This is a genomic window from Pseudomonas sp. DCB_AW (genome assembly GCF_026240895.1).
GTDB lineage: Bacteria > Pseudomonadota > Gammaproteobacteria > Pseudomonadales > Pseudomonadaceae > Aquipseudomonas > Aquipseudomonas kermanshahensis.
The window spans coordinates 1-16,625 of sequence record NZ_JAPFCE010000057.1; the positions used below are offsets into that span (position 1 = coordinate 1).

Here is a 16,625-nt window from a genome sequence, read left to right on the forward strand (position 1 = left end):
CCGAACTCAGTAGTGAAACGATGCATCGCCGATGGTAGTGTGGGGTTTCCCCATGTGAGAGTAGGTCATCGTCAAGATTCATTTCGCAAAACCCCTATCTGCGCGAGCAGGTAGGGGTTTTGTCTTTCTGCCGTTTATAACCGCAGATCCGCTGTCTCCAGGCAAAGATGTTTTGTCCGTCCTGTACCTCTTCAAACGCGCTCAAGGGTGCGACAATTAATCCTGTTCGCGCACGTGACTTTGCCCTGCCTAACCTGCGTCAAGACTTAGGTTCGGGGCACCCTCGCGCCCGAATAGAGCGATGCCAGCGTGCCGTGCTGCGCATTTATGGACTTTCACCGTCCTATCACTTGAGGTAGAGAGCAAGATGGCTAAGGCCGCCGATGTCGTTGTGCAATGCCTGGAAAACGAAGGTGTCGAGTATGTGTTCGGCATCCCTGGTGAGGAAAACCTCGACCTGCTGGAATCCCTGCGCAAGTCGAAGATCAAACTGGTCCTGACCCGCCACGAACAATCTGCGGGCTTCATGGCCGCCACCTATGGCCGCCTGACCGGCAAGACCGGCGTCAGCCTGTCGACCCTCGGCCCTGGCGCGACCAACCTGGTCACCGCCAGTGCATACGCCTACCTCGGCGGTATGCCGATGATGATGATCACCGGCCAAAAGCCGATCAAGAAGTCCAAACAGGGCCGCTTCCAGATCATCGATGTGTGCGGCATGATGGCCCCCATCACCAAGTACACCCATCAGTTCGCCTCGGCCGACAACATTCCTTCGCGCATGCGTGAGGCGTTCCGTCTGGCTGAAGAAGAAAAACCAGGCGCCGTGCACCTGGAACTGCCGGAAGACATCGCTGCCGAGCAGACCGATGCCATGCCGATCCCGCGCAGCCTGCACCGCCGCCCGCTGGCCGAGCACGTGGCCATCGAAGCCGCCATCGAAAAACTGCGCACCGCTCGCAGCCCGATCCTGGTGATCGGTGCCGGCGCCAACCGCAAGATGACCGCCAAGGTCCTCAAGCAACTGATCGACAAGACCGGCATTCCGTTTGTCACCACCCAGTTGGGCAAGGGTGTGGTCGACGAGCGCAGCCCGCGCTTCCTGGGCAACGCCGCGCTGTCGTCCGGTGACTTCGTCCACCGCGCAATCGAAGCGGCCGACCTGATCATCAACATCGGCCACGATGTGATCGAAAAGCCGCCGTTCTTCATGGTCCGTGGCGGCACCGAAGTCATCCACATCAGCTTCCGCTCCGCCGAAGTCGATGCCGTGTACTTCCCACAGGTCGAAGTGATCGGCGACATCGCCAACGCGGTCTGGCAGATCGCTGAAGGCCTGGGCGACACCTCGCACTGGGACTTCACCCGCCTCATGACCATCCGTGAAGCCAACGAAGCGCAAATCGCCGAAGGTGCCGACGACGACCGCTTCCCGGTCTACCCGCAGCGCCTGGTCGCCGACATCCGTCGTGTGCTGCCGTCTGAAGGCATCGTTGCCCTCGACAACGGCATCTACAAGATCTGGTTCGCCCGTAACTACAAGGCCCACAAGCCGAACACCGTGCTGCTCGACAACGCCCTGGCGACCATGGGCGCCGGCCTGCCGTCGGCGATGGCAGCGCACCTGGTGTACCCGGACCGCCCGGTAATCTCGGTATGTGGCGACGGCGGCTTCATGATGAACAGCCAAGAGCTGGAAACCGCAGTTCGCCTCGGCATGCACGTCACCGTGGTGATCTTGCGTGATGACGGCTACGGCATGATCCGCTGGAAGCAGGCCAACATGGGCTTCACCGATTTCGGCCTGGACTACGGCAACCCGGACTTCGTCAAATACGCCGAAGCCTACGGTGCCAATGGCCACCGTGTGGAAAGCGCCGAAGGCTTGCTGCCGCTGCTCGAGCATTGCATCAAGACCCCTGGCGTACACGTGATCGACTGCCCGGTCGACTACAGCGAGAACGACCGCATCCTCAACAGCGAGCTGCGTGAGCGCGCGCTGGCGGTATAAGGCTTAACGGCCTGTTCGCGGGGCAAGCCCGCTCCCACAAGTACTGCACAGTTCCTGAGGGCTGTGCTTACCTTGGGAGTAGGCACGCCCCCGCGAATGCTTTGCGCCAGACACCAAGTGGTATTAATTTAACACCGCGCCTGTCACTCTACGATTCTCCATTCTCAGGTTCCCCAACCCCCATTACCCGCATTATCAAGTGCGGTAATCAGGGCGTCGGCAATCAATATGTAGGACCCTTCCCTCTATAATTCTTCCTTTTCCCTACGATCTTGTGGGAGCGTCCTGACTGTCGCTCCCAGGCTCAACCCCGCTTTACTGGCGCCCTTCCACAACAAACATAAAAGGAAGCCGCCATGTCTGAACACTGCACCCCTGTCAGCCCCGTGCGCATCGCAGTCATCCAGTATGACCCTCAAGTGGGGGTCGAGCACGGTGATAGCAATGTGAGCAGGGGCCTGGCATTGGCCCGGCGCGCCGTGCGCGAAGGTGCCAACCTGATTGTCCTGCCAGAGCTTGCCAACTCCGGTTATACGTTCCACTCGCGGGCAGAAGCCTATGCCCATGCGCAGACCCTGCACGACGGGCGCAGTGTCCAAGCCTGGGCGGACTTTGCGCGGGATCATCACATCTATCTGGCGGCGGGGTTCGCCGAACGGGATGGGATGAAGCTGTATGACAGCGCCGTACTTTTCGGCCCCGAAGGAATGCTTGGGCACTACCGCAAAGCGCACTTATGGAACCAGGAGAAGCTGTGGTTCACGCCCGGTAACCTCGGCTTCCCGGTGTTCGAAACCCCCATTGGGCGTATCGGCCTGTTGATCTGCTGGGATATCTGGTTCCCCGAAGTCCCCCGCCTGATGGCTGCACAAGGCGCCGACATCCTCTGCAGCCTCAACAACTGGGTGTGGACGCCTCCGCCGCTGTTCGATGAGGCCGGGCGCTGCATGGCTTCTTACCTGACCATGACCGCAGCGCACGTCAACAACGTCTATATCGCCGCTGCCAACCGAATTGGCAGCGAGCGTGGCGGTCGTTTTCTGGGCTGTTCGCTGATTGCCGGCACCAACGGTTGGCCGATCGGAGAAGTGGCAAGCGCGGAAGAGGAAAGCATCCTCTATGCCGATGTAGACCTCAGTGCGGCTCGGTCTGCGCCGATCTGGAACAGCCTCAATGATCTGCCGCGAGATCGGCGTACCGATCTTTATGACCACACCCTCGGTTATCGCCTGCATGCCCCGATGCCGCGCTGAGGAGGCAGAACATGAACGAGATAAGCATCCCGAACAGGCAAAGGCCACCGCTGGTGATATTGGCCTGCCTGACCGTATTGCTGATAGTTAGCCTGGTTTTCGGCCAATGGCCGGACTACGCACAGCTCACCGCCACCCTTGATCAACCCTTGAGCCGTTTGCGCTGGATAGTCGGCGACATCAGCGAAGTCGCTTTCTACAAGCACGAGTTGCCGGCTTTGGGCCTGCTGCTGGGGGCCTGTCTGGCGCATTGGGCCGGTCTTCGTGGCTTCCGCTGGCAAGGCTTTGCCATTTGTTATGGCACTGGGCTGTGGCCGTGGGTGTTCACCAGCTCGCTGCTCGGCCTGTTGCTCAGCCACGTCTTGTGGGGGTGGACGCTGGCTGGGGGAGGGTGGCAACCGACCTTCGTCGCTTTCGTGTCGCTGCCGGCTGCCATGGTATTGCTGTTTGGCGGAGGCTGGCAGGTGACGATTACCGGGGCGCTACTCGGTGCGCTGCTGGTAACGCCTGCCAGCCTGCTCCTGGTCAATTACCTGTGCATTCCTTTGCAGTTGCCGGTGGTCATCGGCAACGTTGGCGGCATGGCCGTGGCGAGCGTAGTGGCTTTCCTGTTGTGCAAGCGTTTCCCGTCATGGGTGCACCAAGGCAAAAGGCCCGCGGGGTTGCAGCCCGTCACTCGTCAACCTGATTACGGTGTGGTCTGGACCTTTCGACGTGTGTTGGCTGACTTCAGTGAAGCGCCATTTTTCGGCAATGAGCTTGCCAGCCTCGGGTTGTTGCTGGGCCTGCTGTTGGCCTATGTGATTGCGCCTGCTGCACCGGCCTACGGTTCGCAACTGGTCGTGCAGATGGTGGCAGGCCAGGCGCTGGCGTCATTGGTGGGGGTGCTGGTGTGGCGTCGTCAATGGCAGGCGCGCGGCTGGTACCCCACTTACATTCCCATTGTGTCGATCGTTCCGGCTGCCGTGCTGATTCACGGTGGTGACTGGCAGGTTGTGGTAGCCAGCGCGGTGCTGGGTGCGCTGGTAGCGCCGCCATTGGCGGTGGCCATCAGTGGCCGGTTGCCAAGCTATATGCATGGCTACATCGGCAATGTCTTGTCCATGGCCTTCAGTACATTGGCGATCGTGCCGCTGGTGGGGCTGATAGGAGGTGGGGCATGACTGAGTCTCCACAGTTGCCTCGGCTGTCGATCGCCAGCCTGGGCGGCACCGTCAGCATGCAGGTCGATACGGTTGACGGTGGTGTAACGCCAACGCTCGATTGTGAGAAGCAACTGTCCTTGCTGCCAGCGCTCAGGCAAATGGCGCACCTCGAAGTGGCAACGCTGGGCATGCTGCCCAGCGCCTCGCTCGGGTTTGTGACGCTGCTTGAAGTGCTGGCGTGGGCGCGTGGTCAGGTAGAGCGCGGTGCGCAGGCCGTGATGCTCACTCAAGGGACCGATACGCTAGAGGAGACGGCTTACTTCTTCGACCTGCTCTGGCCATTCGATGCCCCCTTGGTGCTGACCGGTGCCATGCGTTCGGCCAGCCAACCGGGCTGTGACGGGCCGGCCAATCTACTGGCGGCCGCGCAAGTGGCGTTAGCCCAGGCCAGTCAGGGGCGTGGCGTGCTGGTTGTGATCAACGACCAGATCCACAGCGCCGCGAAGGTTCGTAAGGTCGCCAGCCTGGCGATGTCCGCTTTCGAGTCACCAGGCAGTGGCCCCGTGGGCGAAGTGGTCGAAGGTGTTGCGCGCTATCACCTCCAACCTTCACCACGGGAGGTACTGCCACTGCCGCATCGTCTGGATCATCGCGTTGCCCTGTTGGAGGCCTGCCTGGATGCGGACACTGCCCTGTTGCAGGCCTTGCCGGCGCTGGGTTACGAGGGGCTGGTGATTGCGGGGTTTGGTGCCGGGCACGTCTCGGGCGCCTGGTCCGAGATGCTGGGCCAACTCACGCCCGGCTTGCCAGCGATCATGGCTACCCGCACAGGCAGGGGGCCTACGGCGCTGGCGACCTATGGGTTTGTCGGCGGCGAGATCGACCTGCAGAAAAAAGGGCTGCACATGGCTGGGCAACTTTGCCCGCGCAAGTGCCGAGTCCTGCTCTGGCTGCTGATCGGGTCAGGCAGGCAGGCCCTGCTGCCCACGTGGTTGCCACGCTAGCGAAACTGCCCGCAGCCTCGTCGCTGCAGGCAGCCTTCTGGTGCGTGCTGTGCTAGGGTGCGTGCACTTTTGCTTTTCAGGACAACCCCCATGCTCCCCGCGCTCAGCGAAAAAGAACTCGACCGCCTCGAAGACCTGCTGATCACTTACGGCAACGATTATTCGGTACTCAACCTGGCCGAGCTCAATGGCTTTTTTACCGCCCTGGCCAGTTCCCCGATCATCGTCCACCCCGAACAATGGTTGCCAGCCGTGGCGGGTGGCAAAGTGCCGAAATTCAAGAAGCCCGCGCATGAAGAGGCGTACACGGCGTTGATGTTGCGTTACGCCAGCCAAGTGGCGGACGAACTGGGTGACAACATCGATCAGTTCGAACCGCTGTTCGAGGAAAATGAAACCGACGATGGCGCTGTGATCATCATGGAAGAGTGGTGCTTCGGCTATATGCGCGGTACCCAGGTCGCCAGCTGGGATGCGTTGCCGCCGGAGCAGGATCAACTGCTCAAGGCCATTTCCCTGCATGGGCTGGAGGACAACTTCGAGTTGCTCGATCAAATGCGTGAAGAGGACATTCAAGCCTGTGTGCCTCAGGTGATCGAGGCGGCACGCCAGTTGTTCAAGTTCCATAATCAGCGGCACTGAGCCGAAGATGCAGCCTATGCACTCCACTGTAAAAGCGGCCTAGCGCCGCTTCTACAAGCATTATTCCGCCACGCGAAATTATGGTTTCCCCCCAGCACTGATTCTGCTGCCAGTCGAATCGGTCCAACATGGCCTCCACCAGCCCATTCCGGCGCTGACCAGGAGCCAAGCCCATGTCGACCGCGATCAAACTCTACAACTTCCCCAAGTCTGGCCACGCGCACCGTATCGAGCTGATGCTCTCGTTGCTGAAGCTGCCGACCGAGCTGGTTTTCGTCGACCTGGCCAAAGGTGAGCATAAGCAGCCTGCGTTCCTTGCCCTCAACCCGTTCGGCCAGGTGCCGGTCATCGACGACAACGGCACCGTCATCGCCGACTCCAACGCCATCCTGGTCTACCTGGCCAAGAAATACGACAACGGCACCTGGTTGCCCGAGGAGCCCGAAGCCGCAGCGCGCGTGCAACGCTGGCTGTCGGTCGCCGCAGGCCCATTGGCCTTTGGCCCGGCTGCCGCTCGCCTGGTGACCGTGTTCGGCGCCGCGTTCAACACCGATGAAGTCATCGGCCGTGCCCACACCCTGCTCAAGGTGATCGATGCCGAACTGGCCAAGGCCCCCTACCTGACAGGCAGTGAGCCCACCATCGCCGACGTTGCCAACTACTCCTACATCGCCCACGCACCAGAGGGCAATGTCTCGCTGGAGCCGTACGCCAACGTGCGCAGCTGGCTGGCACGGATCGAGGCGCTGCCAGGTTTCGTGCCGATGCCGCGTACCGCCACGGGCCTGCAAGCCGGCGATTGAGCTCAACCCCCCTTCGAGGAATGCCACCATGCACCAGCTTCCAGGCCATCGCGCGTCACCTTGGCACAGCGGTGAGAAGATCCTGCAGGAAAAGGTCGGTGTGTCGGAGCGCATGGAGGTGTTCGGGCAGAAGGTCATTCGCGACTTCATGCCAGACCAGCATCGCGCGTTCTATCAGCAGTTGCCGTTCATGGTGGCGGGCAGTGTGGATGCCCACGGCAGGCCGTGGGCGACCTTCCTCGAAGGCCCGCAAGGCTTCGTCAGCTCGCCCGACCCACGCCAGTTGCTGATCAACGTGGACCTGAAAGCGGATGACCCCGCCACAACAGGGCTGGCGAGCGGGCAGGCAATCGGGCTGCTGGGCATCGAGTTGCATACGCGCCGGCGCAACCGAATCAACGGCCTGATCGGCCAGGCACGTAACGGGCAACTGGAAGTGACAGTGGAGCAGTCGTTCGGCAACTGCCCTCAGTACATCCAGCTGCGCGAGTACACGCGTAGCGATGAGCCGTCAAACGGGCGCGTCGATGCCACTGCACTGGATGCCCGCGCGGTTGCCATGATCGAAGCGGCCGATACCTTTTTTGTCGCAAGCTACGTCGAGCAAGACGATGGCCCGCGTTCGGTCGACGTGTCCCACCGCGGCGGTCGGCCTGGGTTCGTCAAGGTCGAGGGCAACCGCCTGACCATTCCCGACTACGCCGGTAATTTGCACTTCAACACGCTGGGCAACCTGTTGGTGAACCCGGTGGCAGGGTTGCTGTTCATCGACTTCGCCACCGGCAATGTACTGCAGCTTTGCGGGCATGCCGAAGTGGTACTGGAGAGCCCTGCCATCAATGCGTTCGAGGGCGCCGAGCGGCTGTGGACGCTGGACGTCGAGCACGTGGTATGGCGCCCGGCAGCCGTGTCGCTGCGCTGGGCCTTTAAAGAATACGCGCCGACCAGCCTGATGACCGGCACCTGGGCCGAGGCCGGCGTACGCCTGCAACAGCGTGAGCGTCAGCGTCAATGGCAGGCGTGGCGGGTGGTGCGCCTAGAGCAGGAGAGCCGTGATATTCGCTCGTTCTACCTGGCGGCAGATGCACCCGTGCAGTTTGCGCCAGGGCAGCATATTCCTGTGCGTATCGCGCTGGGCAGCGATGCCCCGCTGATTCGTACCTACAGCGTTTCCAGCGCCCCGTCGGACGGTTACCTGCGCATCAGCGTCAAGGCCCAGGGCCCGGTATCGCGCTATCTGCATGAGCGCATTGCGGTGGGGGACCTGCTCGATGTGCGCCTGCCCATGGGCAGTTTTACCCTGGATGAGCAAAGCGCACGGCCGATTGTACTGATTGGCGCGGGCGTGGGTATCACGCCATTGATCGCCATGCTACGAGCACAATTGGCCCGGCGTCAGGCGCGGCCTATTCACCTGTTTCACGGTGCGCGAAGCCTGGCGGACTTGCCCTTCCAGCAAGAACTGGCGGCGCTGCGCCAGCAAGCGGGCGAATGGTTGCGTGTGCACCGTTGCCTGAGCCAGCCTGAGGCCGAGGCCGTCAGGGGGCGCGACTACGAGCATGCTGGCCGGCTGGGCATTGAGCAGGTGAAAGCCCAGCTGGCGCTGGATGACTACGATTTCTATGTGTGTGGCCCAGCGAGTTTTACCCAGGACCTGTACGAAGGGCTGCGTGCCGTGCATGTACCCGACGCACGTATCCATGCCGAAGCCTTTGGGCCATCGACGCTCAGGCGGCACACCGACGACGACCAGCCGGTGCTGCAGCAGCCCCCGGCTGCCAGCGAAGCGGTGCCGGTGTACTTCGCCAGCTCGGCCAAGGAGGCGCGCTGGGCACCGGGTAGCGGCACTTTGCTGGAGCTTGCCGAGGCGCGTGGGTTGTCGCCGGATTTCAGCTGTCGGGGTGGTTCATGCGGCACCTGCAAGACCAAGGTGGTGAGTGGGCAGGTGCATTACCCGAACCCGCCTGCCGAGATGCCGGAAAGCGGTACGGCGCTGATCTGCTGTGCCGTGCCGGCTAAAGTGGAGGAGGGCGCGCAGGCCTTGGTGCTGGAACTGTAGTGCTGTCTGTTGTGACCGCTCACAGGGCAGCGAAAAAACCGCAGATAATCGATAATCCACACCCCCCGACATCCCAGGAGCCGGCATGGATCAGATTCACCTGATGAAGGTGTTCGTAGCAGTCGGTGAGCTGGAGAGCTTCGCCGCTGCCGCCCGCCGGTTGGACATCTCGCCCGCCGCGGTAACCCGTGCTGTCAGTGCTCTGGAGGACCAGTTGGGGGTCAAACTGCTGCTGCGCACCACCCGCAGCGTGCGCCTGACCGAAGCGGGTGGCCGCTACCTGGAGGACACCCGGCATATTCTCGCCAGCATCCACGAGGCCAATGAAGCCGCGGCCGGCATCAACGCCACGCCCAAGGGTGACTTGGCCGTTACCGCGCCGATCCTGTTCGGCAAGAAGTTCGTCATGCCGTGCATCGTTCGTTACCTGCAGCAATACCCCGAGGTCGACGTGTCTGCGTACTTCCTCGACCGGGTGGTGAACATGGTTGAGGAGGGCATGGACGTGGCTGTGCGCATCGGCCCGCTGCCAGACTCCGGCCTGAAGGCGCTGCGGGTGGGCAGGGTGCGGCGCATGCTCTGCGCCTCGCCGGACTACCTGGCGCGCCACGGCGTGCCGCAACACCCATCGGACTTGCCAGGCCATGCGGTGATCGGCACCACCAACTTGTCGCCCCGGGCCGGTTGGCGCTTCGGCGTGACGGATGAGCCGACCCTGGTCCGCATGAAGCCGCGGCTGACCGTGACCAGCAATGATGGGGCGATTGCCGCAGCCAGTGGCGGGCTGGGGATCGCACGGTTGCTGTCGTACCAAGTGGCGGACGAGATAGCGAACGGGCAGTTGCAGGTCATTTTGGCCGAGTACGAAGAAGCCCCCTGGCCGATTCATGTGCTGCACCGGGAGAGCAAGTACGGGTCCGCCAAAGTCAGGACCTTCATCGACATGCTAGCCCAGGCGCTTCGAGCCCAAGGGCTGGATTGAGGTCGTACAACCCACTGCAATAGCACCCCTGAATATACACATTCGTTAACAATTTATGTTGTACGACGACCTACGACATGGCAATCTTGCGCCTGAAACAAATTGTCTCAATTAGCGCTGCCAGCGTTGAGGCACCTCACCCGCACCTCTAAAAATAAGATTCAGGTGAACCATGAAGATGAAAGGCATCCGTTGGTGGATGGTCAGCCTCGTCACGGCTGGGCTCGTCGTCAACTACCTCGCCCGCAATACCCTCTCGGTGGCTGCCCCCACCTTGATGACCGACCTCTCCATCACGACCGAGCAATACGCCAAGATCGTCGCCGCCTGGCAGGTGTGCTACGCCCTTATGCAGCCGATCGCCGGCTGGTTTATCGACTTCATCGGGACCAAGCTCGGTTTTGCCGTGTTCGCCATGGCCTGGTCGGTGGCGTGTGCTGGCGCAGCTTTGGCCACGGGCTGGCAAAGCATGGCCTTCATGCGCGGGCTGCTGGGCATGACCGAAGCAGCCGGCTTGCCTGCCGGGGTCAAGGCCACCACTGAATGGTTTCCGGCCAAAGAGCGGTCGGTGGCGATCGGCTGGTTCAACATCGGCTCTTCGCTGGGTGCGTTGCTGGCGCCGCCTCTGGTGGTGTGGGCCATCCTGCACAGCGGCTGGCAACTGGCCTTTGTGATGGTCGGGGTGTCCGGCATCGTCTGGACGGTTTTGTGGATGCTGTTCTACAAACACCCTCGCGATCAGAAGCGCTTGAGCAGCGAAGAGCGTGACTACATCCTGTCTGGCCAGGAAGCGCACTTCAAGGAAGAGAAGCGCGAGAAGGGCGCCTGGAAACGCATCTTCAAGACCCGAAACTTCTACGCCATCGCCTCCGCGCGCATCCTCTCGGAGCCGGCCTGGCAAACCTTCAATGCCTGGATCCCGCTGTACCTGATGACCGAGCGGCACATGAACATCAAGGAAGTGGCGATGTTCGCCTGGCTGCCGTTTCTCGCGGCCGACATCGGCTGTGTGCTCGGTGGTTACCTGAGCCCGCTGTTCCACCGTCACTTGAAGGTGTCGCTGTTCACCTCGCGCAAGATGGTGCTGGTGTTCGGTGCCAGCTGCATGATCGGCCCGGCGTGCATTGGCTTGGTTGAAAGCCCGTATACCGCGATTTTGCTGCTGTGCATGGGTGGCTTTGCGCACCAGACGCTGTCGGGGGCGCTGTATTCGATTACGTCGGACTCGTTCAGCAAGGACCAGGTGGCCACCGCGACAGGTATGGGCGGGATGTGCGGGTACCTGGGCGCGGCGGTGTTTACCCTGGTGTTTGGCATCCTGGTGACGCAGATCGGCTACAGCCCGCTGTTCGTGGTGCTGGCAGCGTTCGACATCGTTGCGGCGGTGCTGGTGTGGAAGGTTGCGCGTGAGGTACGGGGTGAGCCGGTCGCGCGGCAGGGCGTGGCCACCGGCGAAGTGCTGGTTTAAAGCTTGAGATCGCGGGGCTGCTCTGCAGCCCATCGCCGGCAAGCCAGCTTGTGTCTTGGCGGGGTATTAGAATCAGGAGTGAGAGCGGTGAATGGCAAGCTGACTGCCAGAGGTGCTGCGAGCACGAGTGGGAGCACACGCTGCCATTCACCGTTCCACTTTGGCGAGAGCCCGAACAGTTGGATGCGGCTCTGATCTCGAATCACAAGCGTGGGCCAAGCCAAAGTTCTCTCACTCTGCTGAGTCTAGGAGATTTTGGTCATGGTTTCCTTCGTGGGTGTCGATGTTTCTAGCGCGTCATTGGATGTGGCGGTGCGGCCTCAAGGCATCAAATGCAGTGTCAGCAATGATCCGGCAGGCTTTGAGAAGCTGGAGAATTGGCTTCGAGGATTCAGCATCAAACGTATCCTGCTTGAGGCTACGGGCGGGTACGAACGCGATATCCTGCGCTTTCTGCAGGACGCGAGTTACAAGGTTATCCGCGTCAATCCCAAACGAGCCAGGTCGTTCGCTGACTCCATGGGCATCAAAGCCAAGACCGACGCGATTGACGCTGAGGCTCTGGCGCATTTTGCTGAAGTCATTCCCGACAAAGCCACCCTGCAGATCAGTCCAGACAGGGCTTTGCTGCGTGAACTTCTGCAGCAACGTGATCGCTTCGTTCAGCAGCGAGATGATGATCGCCGACGCCTCAAACAAGCGCAGTCACAGGTGGTTGTCGACCTTCTGAAATCCCATATTCAGCACCTCAGGCTGCAGATCAAGCTGATTGAACAGGGAATCAAGCAACAGGCCGCGACGCTTAATGACGAACGGATCGCTCAGCTGATTCAGGTCAAGGGTATCGGGATGGTGACCGCCGCCAAGCTGGTGGCGCTGCTACCAGAGCTGGGGCGTGTGGAGTCTAGGGAGATCGCCTCATTGGTCGGAGTTGCGCCGTTCAACCACGACAGTGGGAAATCCGTGGGCAAGCGCTATATCTCGGGTGGCAGATCGCAAGTCAGGCGTGCGTTGTACATGGCGTGCTGGGTAGCGGTGAGGCACAACCCGGGCATGAAGGCGCGTTATGACGCACTGAGAGGGCGAGGAAAACTCGCCAAGGTTGCTATCGTGGCGTGTATGCGAGTGTTCATCGTGCAACTCAACGCGATAATCCGGACGGGCACGCCATGGCGAGAGCAACCGCTGACAAAGCCTGAAAGTACAGCGCAAGCTCAAGGCGCAGCGTGATTTCTGTAGGAATGGTTTACCCGCGAAGGAGGCACCACCTTGGATGGCACGGGCTTCGCCCGTGTTCGCGGGTAAACCCGCTCCCACAGGGTCAGCAACTCGCTTGCGATCTTTGTTCTCTGCTCGACAACGCGATCCAAAGGGCTGGCTGATTTCCCAGAGGATGGAATGCCCCCAGAAATTTGAACAAGACAGTTGCTCCCACCCGAACTGTGTAGCCTCCAAGGCTAGCGCCGCACCTGTGGGAGCTGGCTTGAACGGCGATGGGGCGCAAAGCGACCCCTATACAGGCAACCCCCTACAGCGCCCGATACTGCATCTTGAACCCCAAGCTCATCGCCTCACCCTGCTGCAACAACCGCAACCCTGGCCGCCCTGGCAGGTGATGCGCGTTGATCGGGTGGCTGACCGGCTCGAAGCAGAAAAATGTCTTGCCCGGTGGGCAGAACAACAGAAAGTGCTCACACCCACTGGCCGTGCATTCCAGGGCATAGCCTGCGCTGGGCTGTGCGATCACGCAGCTGCCAGGCCAACCACCGAACGCATGATCGACCACCCTGGTCGGCAACGCGCCCGGGCTGTCGAAGCACCAGTCATCAGGCAGCTCAGCCGGGTACGACGGCAGCCGCCCCTCTTCTGCCAGCCACACATGCTGCGCCGCAGCGCTTAGCCGGGTGTCCGAATACCGCGGGAAATAAGGATGCAGCCCCAGCCCATACCAGGTGGCCGTTTGATCCAGGTGGGTCACATGCAAGTCGAGGTTCAGGCACCCGTCGAGCAGGTGCACATCCAGCGTCGCCCGGTAGGCAAAGGGCAACTGGCTGTCGAGCGTTAGCCGGGCACGGCGTTCACTGTGGTGGTCCACCTGCCAGGCCTGCTGCCAGGCGGTGCCATGAATCGGGTAGGGGTCGTGTGCGGTGTTGGGCGCCAGCGCCAGCCAACCCTCGGGCCGCTCGAAACCCCCTTGGGCAATCCGGTTGGACCAAGGCGCCAGTGGGTAGCACGCCAGTTGCCGCGGCGTGCCGCTGGCCAGCGCGTCTTGGTCAGAGTGGCGCAGCAGCGCCTGCCCGGTCGCTTTCACTTCCCAGTTGATCAGGCTGGCGCCCAGGTCCGGCGCCAGGCTCAGGCGGGTCAGGTGGTCTTGCAGGTGCAGTTCGGTGACAGCCATCAACGGCTCCTTTCAGAATGTTTGCTCAGCTCGCCCGGCGATAGGTCAGCAGCACGATGCCGCACACCACCACGGCACCGCCGATCAGTTGCAAGGTACTCAGGCGCTGATCCAGCAACGCCCAGCCCAGCAGCAAAGTGGCGATCGGTTCGATGTTCATCACCGGCGCGTTCTGCGCCATGTTCAGCCGGGGCACACAGACAAACAGCAGGGTGAAGGCCACGCCATACAGCACCACCAGGCTGGCCAAGGCCGCCCAGCCGCTGCTGCTGGCGGGCAGCGACAGCCCGGAAGGCATCACGCCGCTTGCGCCTGCCACCAGCATGCTGGAGAACACGATCAGCAAGGTCAGCAGGCTGCGTACCGGGCCGCGTACGGCGGCCAGTTTGTGATCGGTAATCCACAGCGCGCAGGCGAAGGCGCACGCGGCGCAGAAGGCCAGGCTGACGCCCAGGGCCCAGTGCGGGTTGGCGTCGGCGCTGTCGGCCAGCCGTGCCGGTACATCCAGCGCCAGCACCAGGCCGCACAGAATCAGGCCCATGAACAGCACGGTGCGGCCAGTCGGGCGTGCACCGCCCAACGCCCACGTGAGCAGCGCCAGCAACATCGGGAAGGTATTGCCCACCAGTAGCGCGAGTGCCACCGGGATGCGCGCCACCGCCGAATACAGGCACAGGCTCTGCGTGGCGATCAGCAGGCCAAGCAGTAATTGCCAGCGCCGTGTGCCGGTCGGCAGGCCCACTGCCTGGCGTTGCCACAGCAGCAGGCAGGCCAGGACCAGAAAGGTGATGCCGGAGCGGCAGAGAATCGCCAGCAGCACGCCGGTGCCGTCATCGAAGGCGATGCGTGCGGCAACGTGGTTGGCGGCGAACGAGCAGGCCAGCAGCGCCAGTAGCGCCAGCGCCAGCTTGCGAGGAAAGAGGGGAGTGGCAGAGGAGGGAACAGCCATGTGCAGGATCCATTTGCAAAAGAGGATGGGGCCGCAAGCGGCCCCATTTGGCTTTACAGCACCACGCTGGGCAGCCAGAGCGAGATGGCAGGGATGTAGGTCACGGCCATCAGTACCAGGAACAACGCCAGGTAGAAGGGCAGCAGCGCCTTCACCGTCGACTCGATGCTCACCTTGCCGACGGCCGAACCGACGAACAGCACCGCGCCCACCGGCGGTGTGATCAGGCCGATACCCAGGTTCACCAACATGATCATGCCGAATTGCACCGGGTCTACGCCGATGCCCGTGATCACCGGCAGCAGGATCGGGGTCAGGATCAGGATCAGCGGCGCCATGTCCATCACCGTGCCCAGCAGCAACAGCATGAAGTTGATGCACATGAGGATCACGTAGCGGTTATCCGACAGGGTCAGGAACGCCGTGGTGATCTTCGAGGGGATCTGCATCAGCGTCATCACGTAGCCGAAGCTTGCGGCAAAACCGATCAGGATCATCACGATCGAGATGGTGCGTACCGTGCGGTGCATCAACTTGGGTAGGTCACGCCACTTGTAGTCGCGGTAGATGAACATGGTCACGAAGAACGACCAGACCACGGCCACGGCGGCCGACTCGGTCGCGGTGAATACGCCCGACAGGATACCGCCGAGGATGATGACCATCGCCATCAGCCCCCACAGCGCTTCGCCAGCGATTTTCAGCGCTTGGCGCAGCGGGATCACTTCGCCTTTGGGGTAGTTGCGCTTTTTCGCAAAGATCAGGCACAGGCCCATCATCACCGCGCTCAGCAACAGCCCAGGCATCACCCCGGCCATGAACAGCGAGGCGATCGACACCGTGCCCCCCGCGGCCAGCGAGTACAGCACCGAGTTGTGGCTGGGCGGGGTCAGCAGCGCCTGCACCGAACCACTGACGGTCACGGCGGTGGAGAATTCACGCGGGTAGCCTTTGCGCTCCATCTCCGGGATCAGCACCGAGCCCACCGACGCGGTGTCGGCCACCGACGAGCCGGAAATCGCGCCAAAGAAGGTCGAGGCCATGATGTTGACCAGCGACAACCCGCCCCGCACGAAGCCCACCAGTACCCCGGCGAACGCCACCAGCCGCCTGGACATGCCGCCCTCGGCCATGATCGCGCCAGCCAGTACGAAGAACGGAATCGCCAGCAGCGAAAACTTGTTAACCCCACTGGCCACCTGGATCATCATCGCCTGCAGCGGGATATCGATCCACCAGGCGCCGATCAGCGCAGATAGGCCTAGGGCGTAAGCCACCGGCATGCCGATCAGGATCAGCGCGATGAAACTGCCCAACAGAATGAACGCATCCATTTACGCAGCTCCTTCGCTTTCTTCAGCCAGGTCGAAACGCACCACCTTGCGGTTGCTTTGGTCGCCCAGCAGGAGTTTTTCCACGACAAAAATCAGCGTCAGCACGCCCCCCACCGGGATCGGCGCGTAAGTCATGCCCACGCGTATGCCTGGCAGCGAGGCCAGCGACTGGTTCCAGGTGGTGATGCACAGCTTGGTGCCGTAATAGGTCATGAACACGCACACCACGATCATCAGCAGTTGCACCAGCAGTGAAACCAACTGGCGCTGCAGGGTGGGCAGGCGGTCGGTGATCATCGCCACCGCCATGTGCGCGCCGGCCCGGTAGCTGGCGGCGGCGCCGACGAAAGTGAACACCACCATCAGCAGGATCGCGACCGGCTCAGGCCAGCTGGAACCGGTGCCCAGCACGTAGCGGGCGAAGATGCCCCACGGAATGATCAGCGTCATGGCCAGGATCGACAGGCCCGAAATCCAGATGCAGCCGCGGTACAGCGTGTCGTTCACGCTCAGGAAAAGCGATTTCATAGGCATCACCAAAGCGACAGCGCGGCGGCCGCCGCACTGTCGAGGTCGT

Annotated in this window: 14 protein-coding genes; 10 read left to right on the forward strand and 4 right to left on the reverse strand. The window is 61.9% G+C overall.

What is annotated here, in order from left to right; translation table 11 throughout:
* Positions 1-367: 367 nt before the first annotated feature.
* The 10 genes from OO306_RS22210 (at position 368) to OO306_RS22255 (ending at position 12,597) form a co-directional block, all read left to right on the forward strand.
* On the forward strand, positions 368-2,011 hold the full coding sequence (locus OO306_RS22210) for an acetolactate synthase large subunit (RefSeq protein WP_099430237.1): 1,644 nt from the start codon (positions 368-370) through the stop codon (positions 2,009-2,011).
* 356 nt (positions 2,012-2,367) lie between these two features.
* Positions 2,368-3,264 carry a nitrilase family protein gene (locus OO306_RS22215; RefSeq protein WP_265969935.1) on the forward strand — a complete coding sequence of 299 codons (897 nt, stop codon included), beginning with the start codon at positions 2,368-2,370 and terminating at the stop codon, positions 3,262-3,264.
* Positions 3,265-3,275: 11 nt separating this feature from the next.
* On the forward strand, positions 3,276-4,427 hold the full coding sequence (locus OO306_RS22220) for a hypothetical protein (protein WP_265969936.1): 1,152 nt from the start codon (positions 3,276-3,278) through the stop codon (positions 4,425-4,427).
* Entirely contained in the window at positions 4,424-5,413 is a 990-nt protein-coding gene (locus OO306_RS22225; RefSeq protein WP_265969937.1) for an asparaginase, read from the forward strand. The genes OO306_RS22220 and OO306_RS22225 overlap by 4 nt, the downstream gene beginning before the upstream one ends.
* Before the next feature lie 90 nt (positions 5,414-5,503).
* Positions 5,504-6,055, forward strand: coding sequence for a UPF0149 family protein (locus OO306_RS22230; protein ID WP_265969938.1), 552 nt, complete (start codon positions 5,504-5,506; stop codon positions 6,053-6,055).
* A 173-nt stretch (positions 6,056-6,228) separates the two neighbouring features.
* Entirely contained in the window at positions 6,229-6,858 is a 630-nt protein-coding gene (locus OO306_RS22235) for a glutathione S-transferase family protein (protein WP_265969939.1), read from the forward strand.
* Positions 6,859-6,886: 28 nt separating this feature from the next.
* Positions 6,887-8,917 (forward strand): pyridoxamine 5'-phosphate oxidase family protein, encoded by a 2,031-nt coding sequence (locus OO306_RS22240; protein ID WP_265969941.1) that lies wholly within the window; start codon positions 6,887-6,889, stop codon positions 8,915-8,917.
* Between the two features lie 85 nt (positions 8,918-9,002).
* Positions 9,003-9,899 carry a LysR family transcriptional regulator gene (locus OO306_RS22245; protein WP_265969942.1) on the forward strand — a complete coding sequence of 299 codons (897 nt, stop codon included), beginning with the start codon at positions 9,003-9,005 and terminating at the stop codon, positions 9,897-9,899.
* A gap of 172 nt (positions 9,900-10,071) precedes the next feature.
* Positions 10,072-11,367 carry an MFS transporter gene (locus OO306_RS22250; protein ID WP_099430229.1) on the forward strand — a complete coding sequence of 432 codons (1,296 nt, stop codon included), beginning with the start codon at positions 10,072-10,074 and terminating at the stop codon, positions 11,365-11,367.
* Positions 11,368-11,628: 261 nt separating this feature from the next.
* Positions 11,629-12,597, forward strand: coding sequence for an IS110 family transposase (locus OO306_RS22255; RefSeq protein ID WP_265969943.1), 969 nt, complete (start codon positions 11,629-11,631; stop codon positions 12,595-12,597).
* A 298-nt stretch (positions 12,598-12,895) separates the two neighbouring features.
* Here the strand turns inward: OO306_RS22255 and OO306_RS22260 are convergent, their stop codons facing one another.
* From OO306_RS22260 to OO306_RS22275, 4 genes are read right to left on the reverse strand one after another with little or no spacing between them, the layout of a single operon-like run.
* Complete coding sequence (locus tag OO306_RS22260) at positions 12,896-13,765, reverse strand: aldose 1-epimerase (protein WP_265969944.1); 870 nt, start codon at positions 13,763-13,765, stop codon at positions 12,896-12,898.
* 25 nt (positions 13,766-13,790) lie between these two features.
* Positions 13,791-14,714 carry an EamA family transporter gene (locus tag OO306_RS22265; RefSeq protein ID WP_099430227.1) on the reverse strand — a complete coding sequence of 308 codons (924 nt, stop codon included), beginning with the start codon at positions 14,712-14,714 and terminating at the stop codon, positions 13,791-13,793.
* Between the two features lie 53 nt (positions 14,715-14,767).
* Positions 14,768-16,048, reverse strand: a complete 1,281-nt coding sequence (locus OO306_RS22270) for a TRAP transporter large permease (RefSeq protein WP_238215805.1) — start codon at positions 16,046-16,048, stop codon at positions 14,768-14,770.
* Positions 16,049-16,576: a TRAP transporter small permease gene (locus OO306_RS22275; RefSeq protein WP_238215806.1), complete on the reverse strand. Its 528-nt coding sequence runs from the start codon at positions 16,574-16,576 to the stop codon at positions 16,049-16,051.
* Between the last annotated feature and the right edge of the window lie 49 nt (positions 16,577-16,625).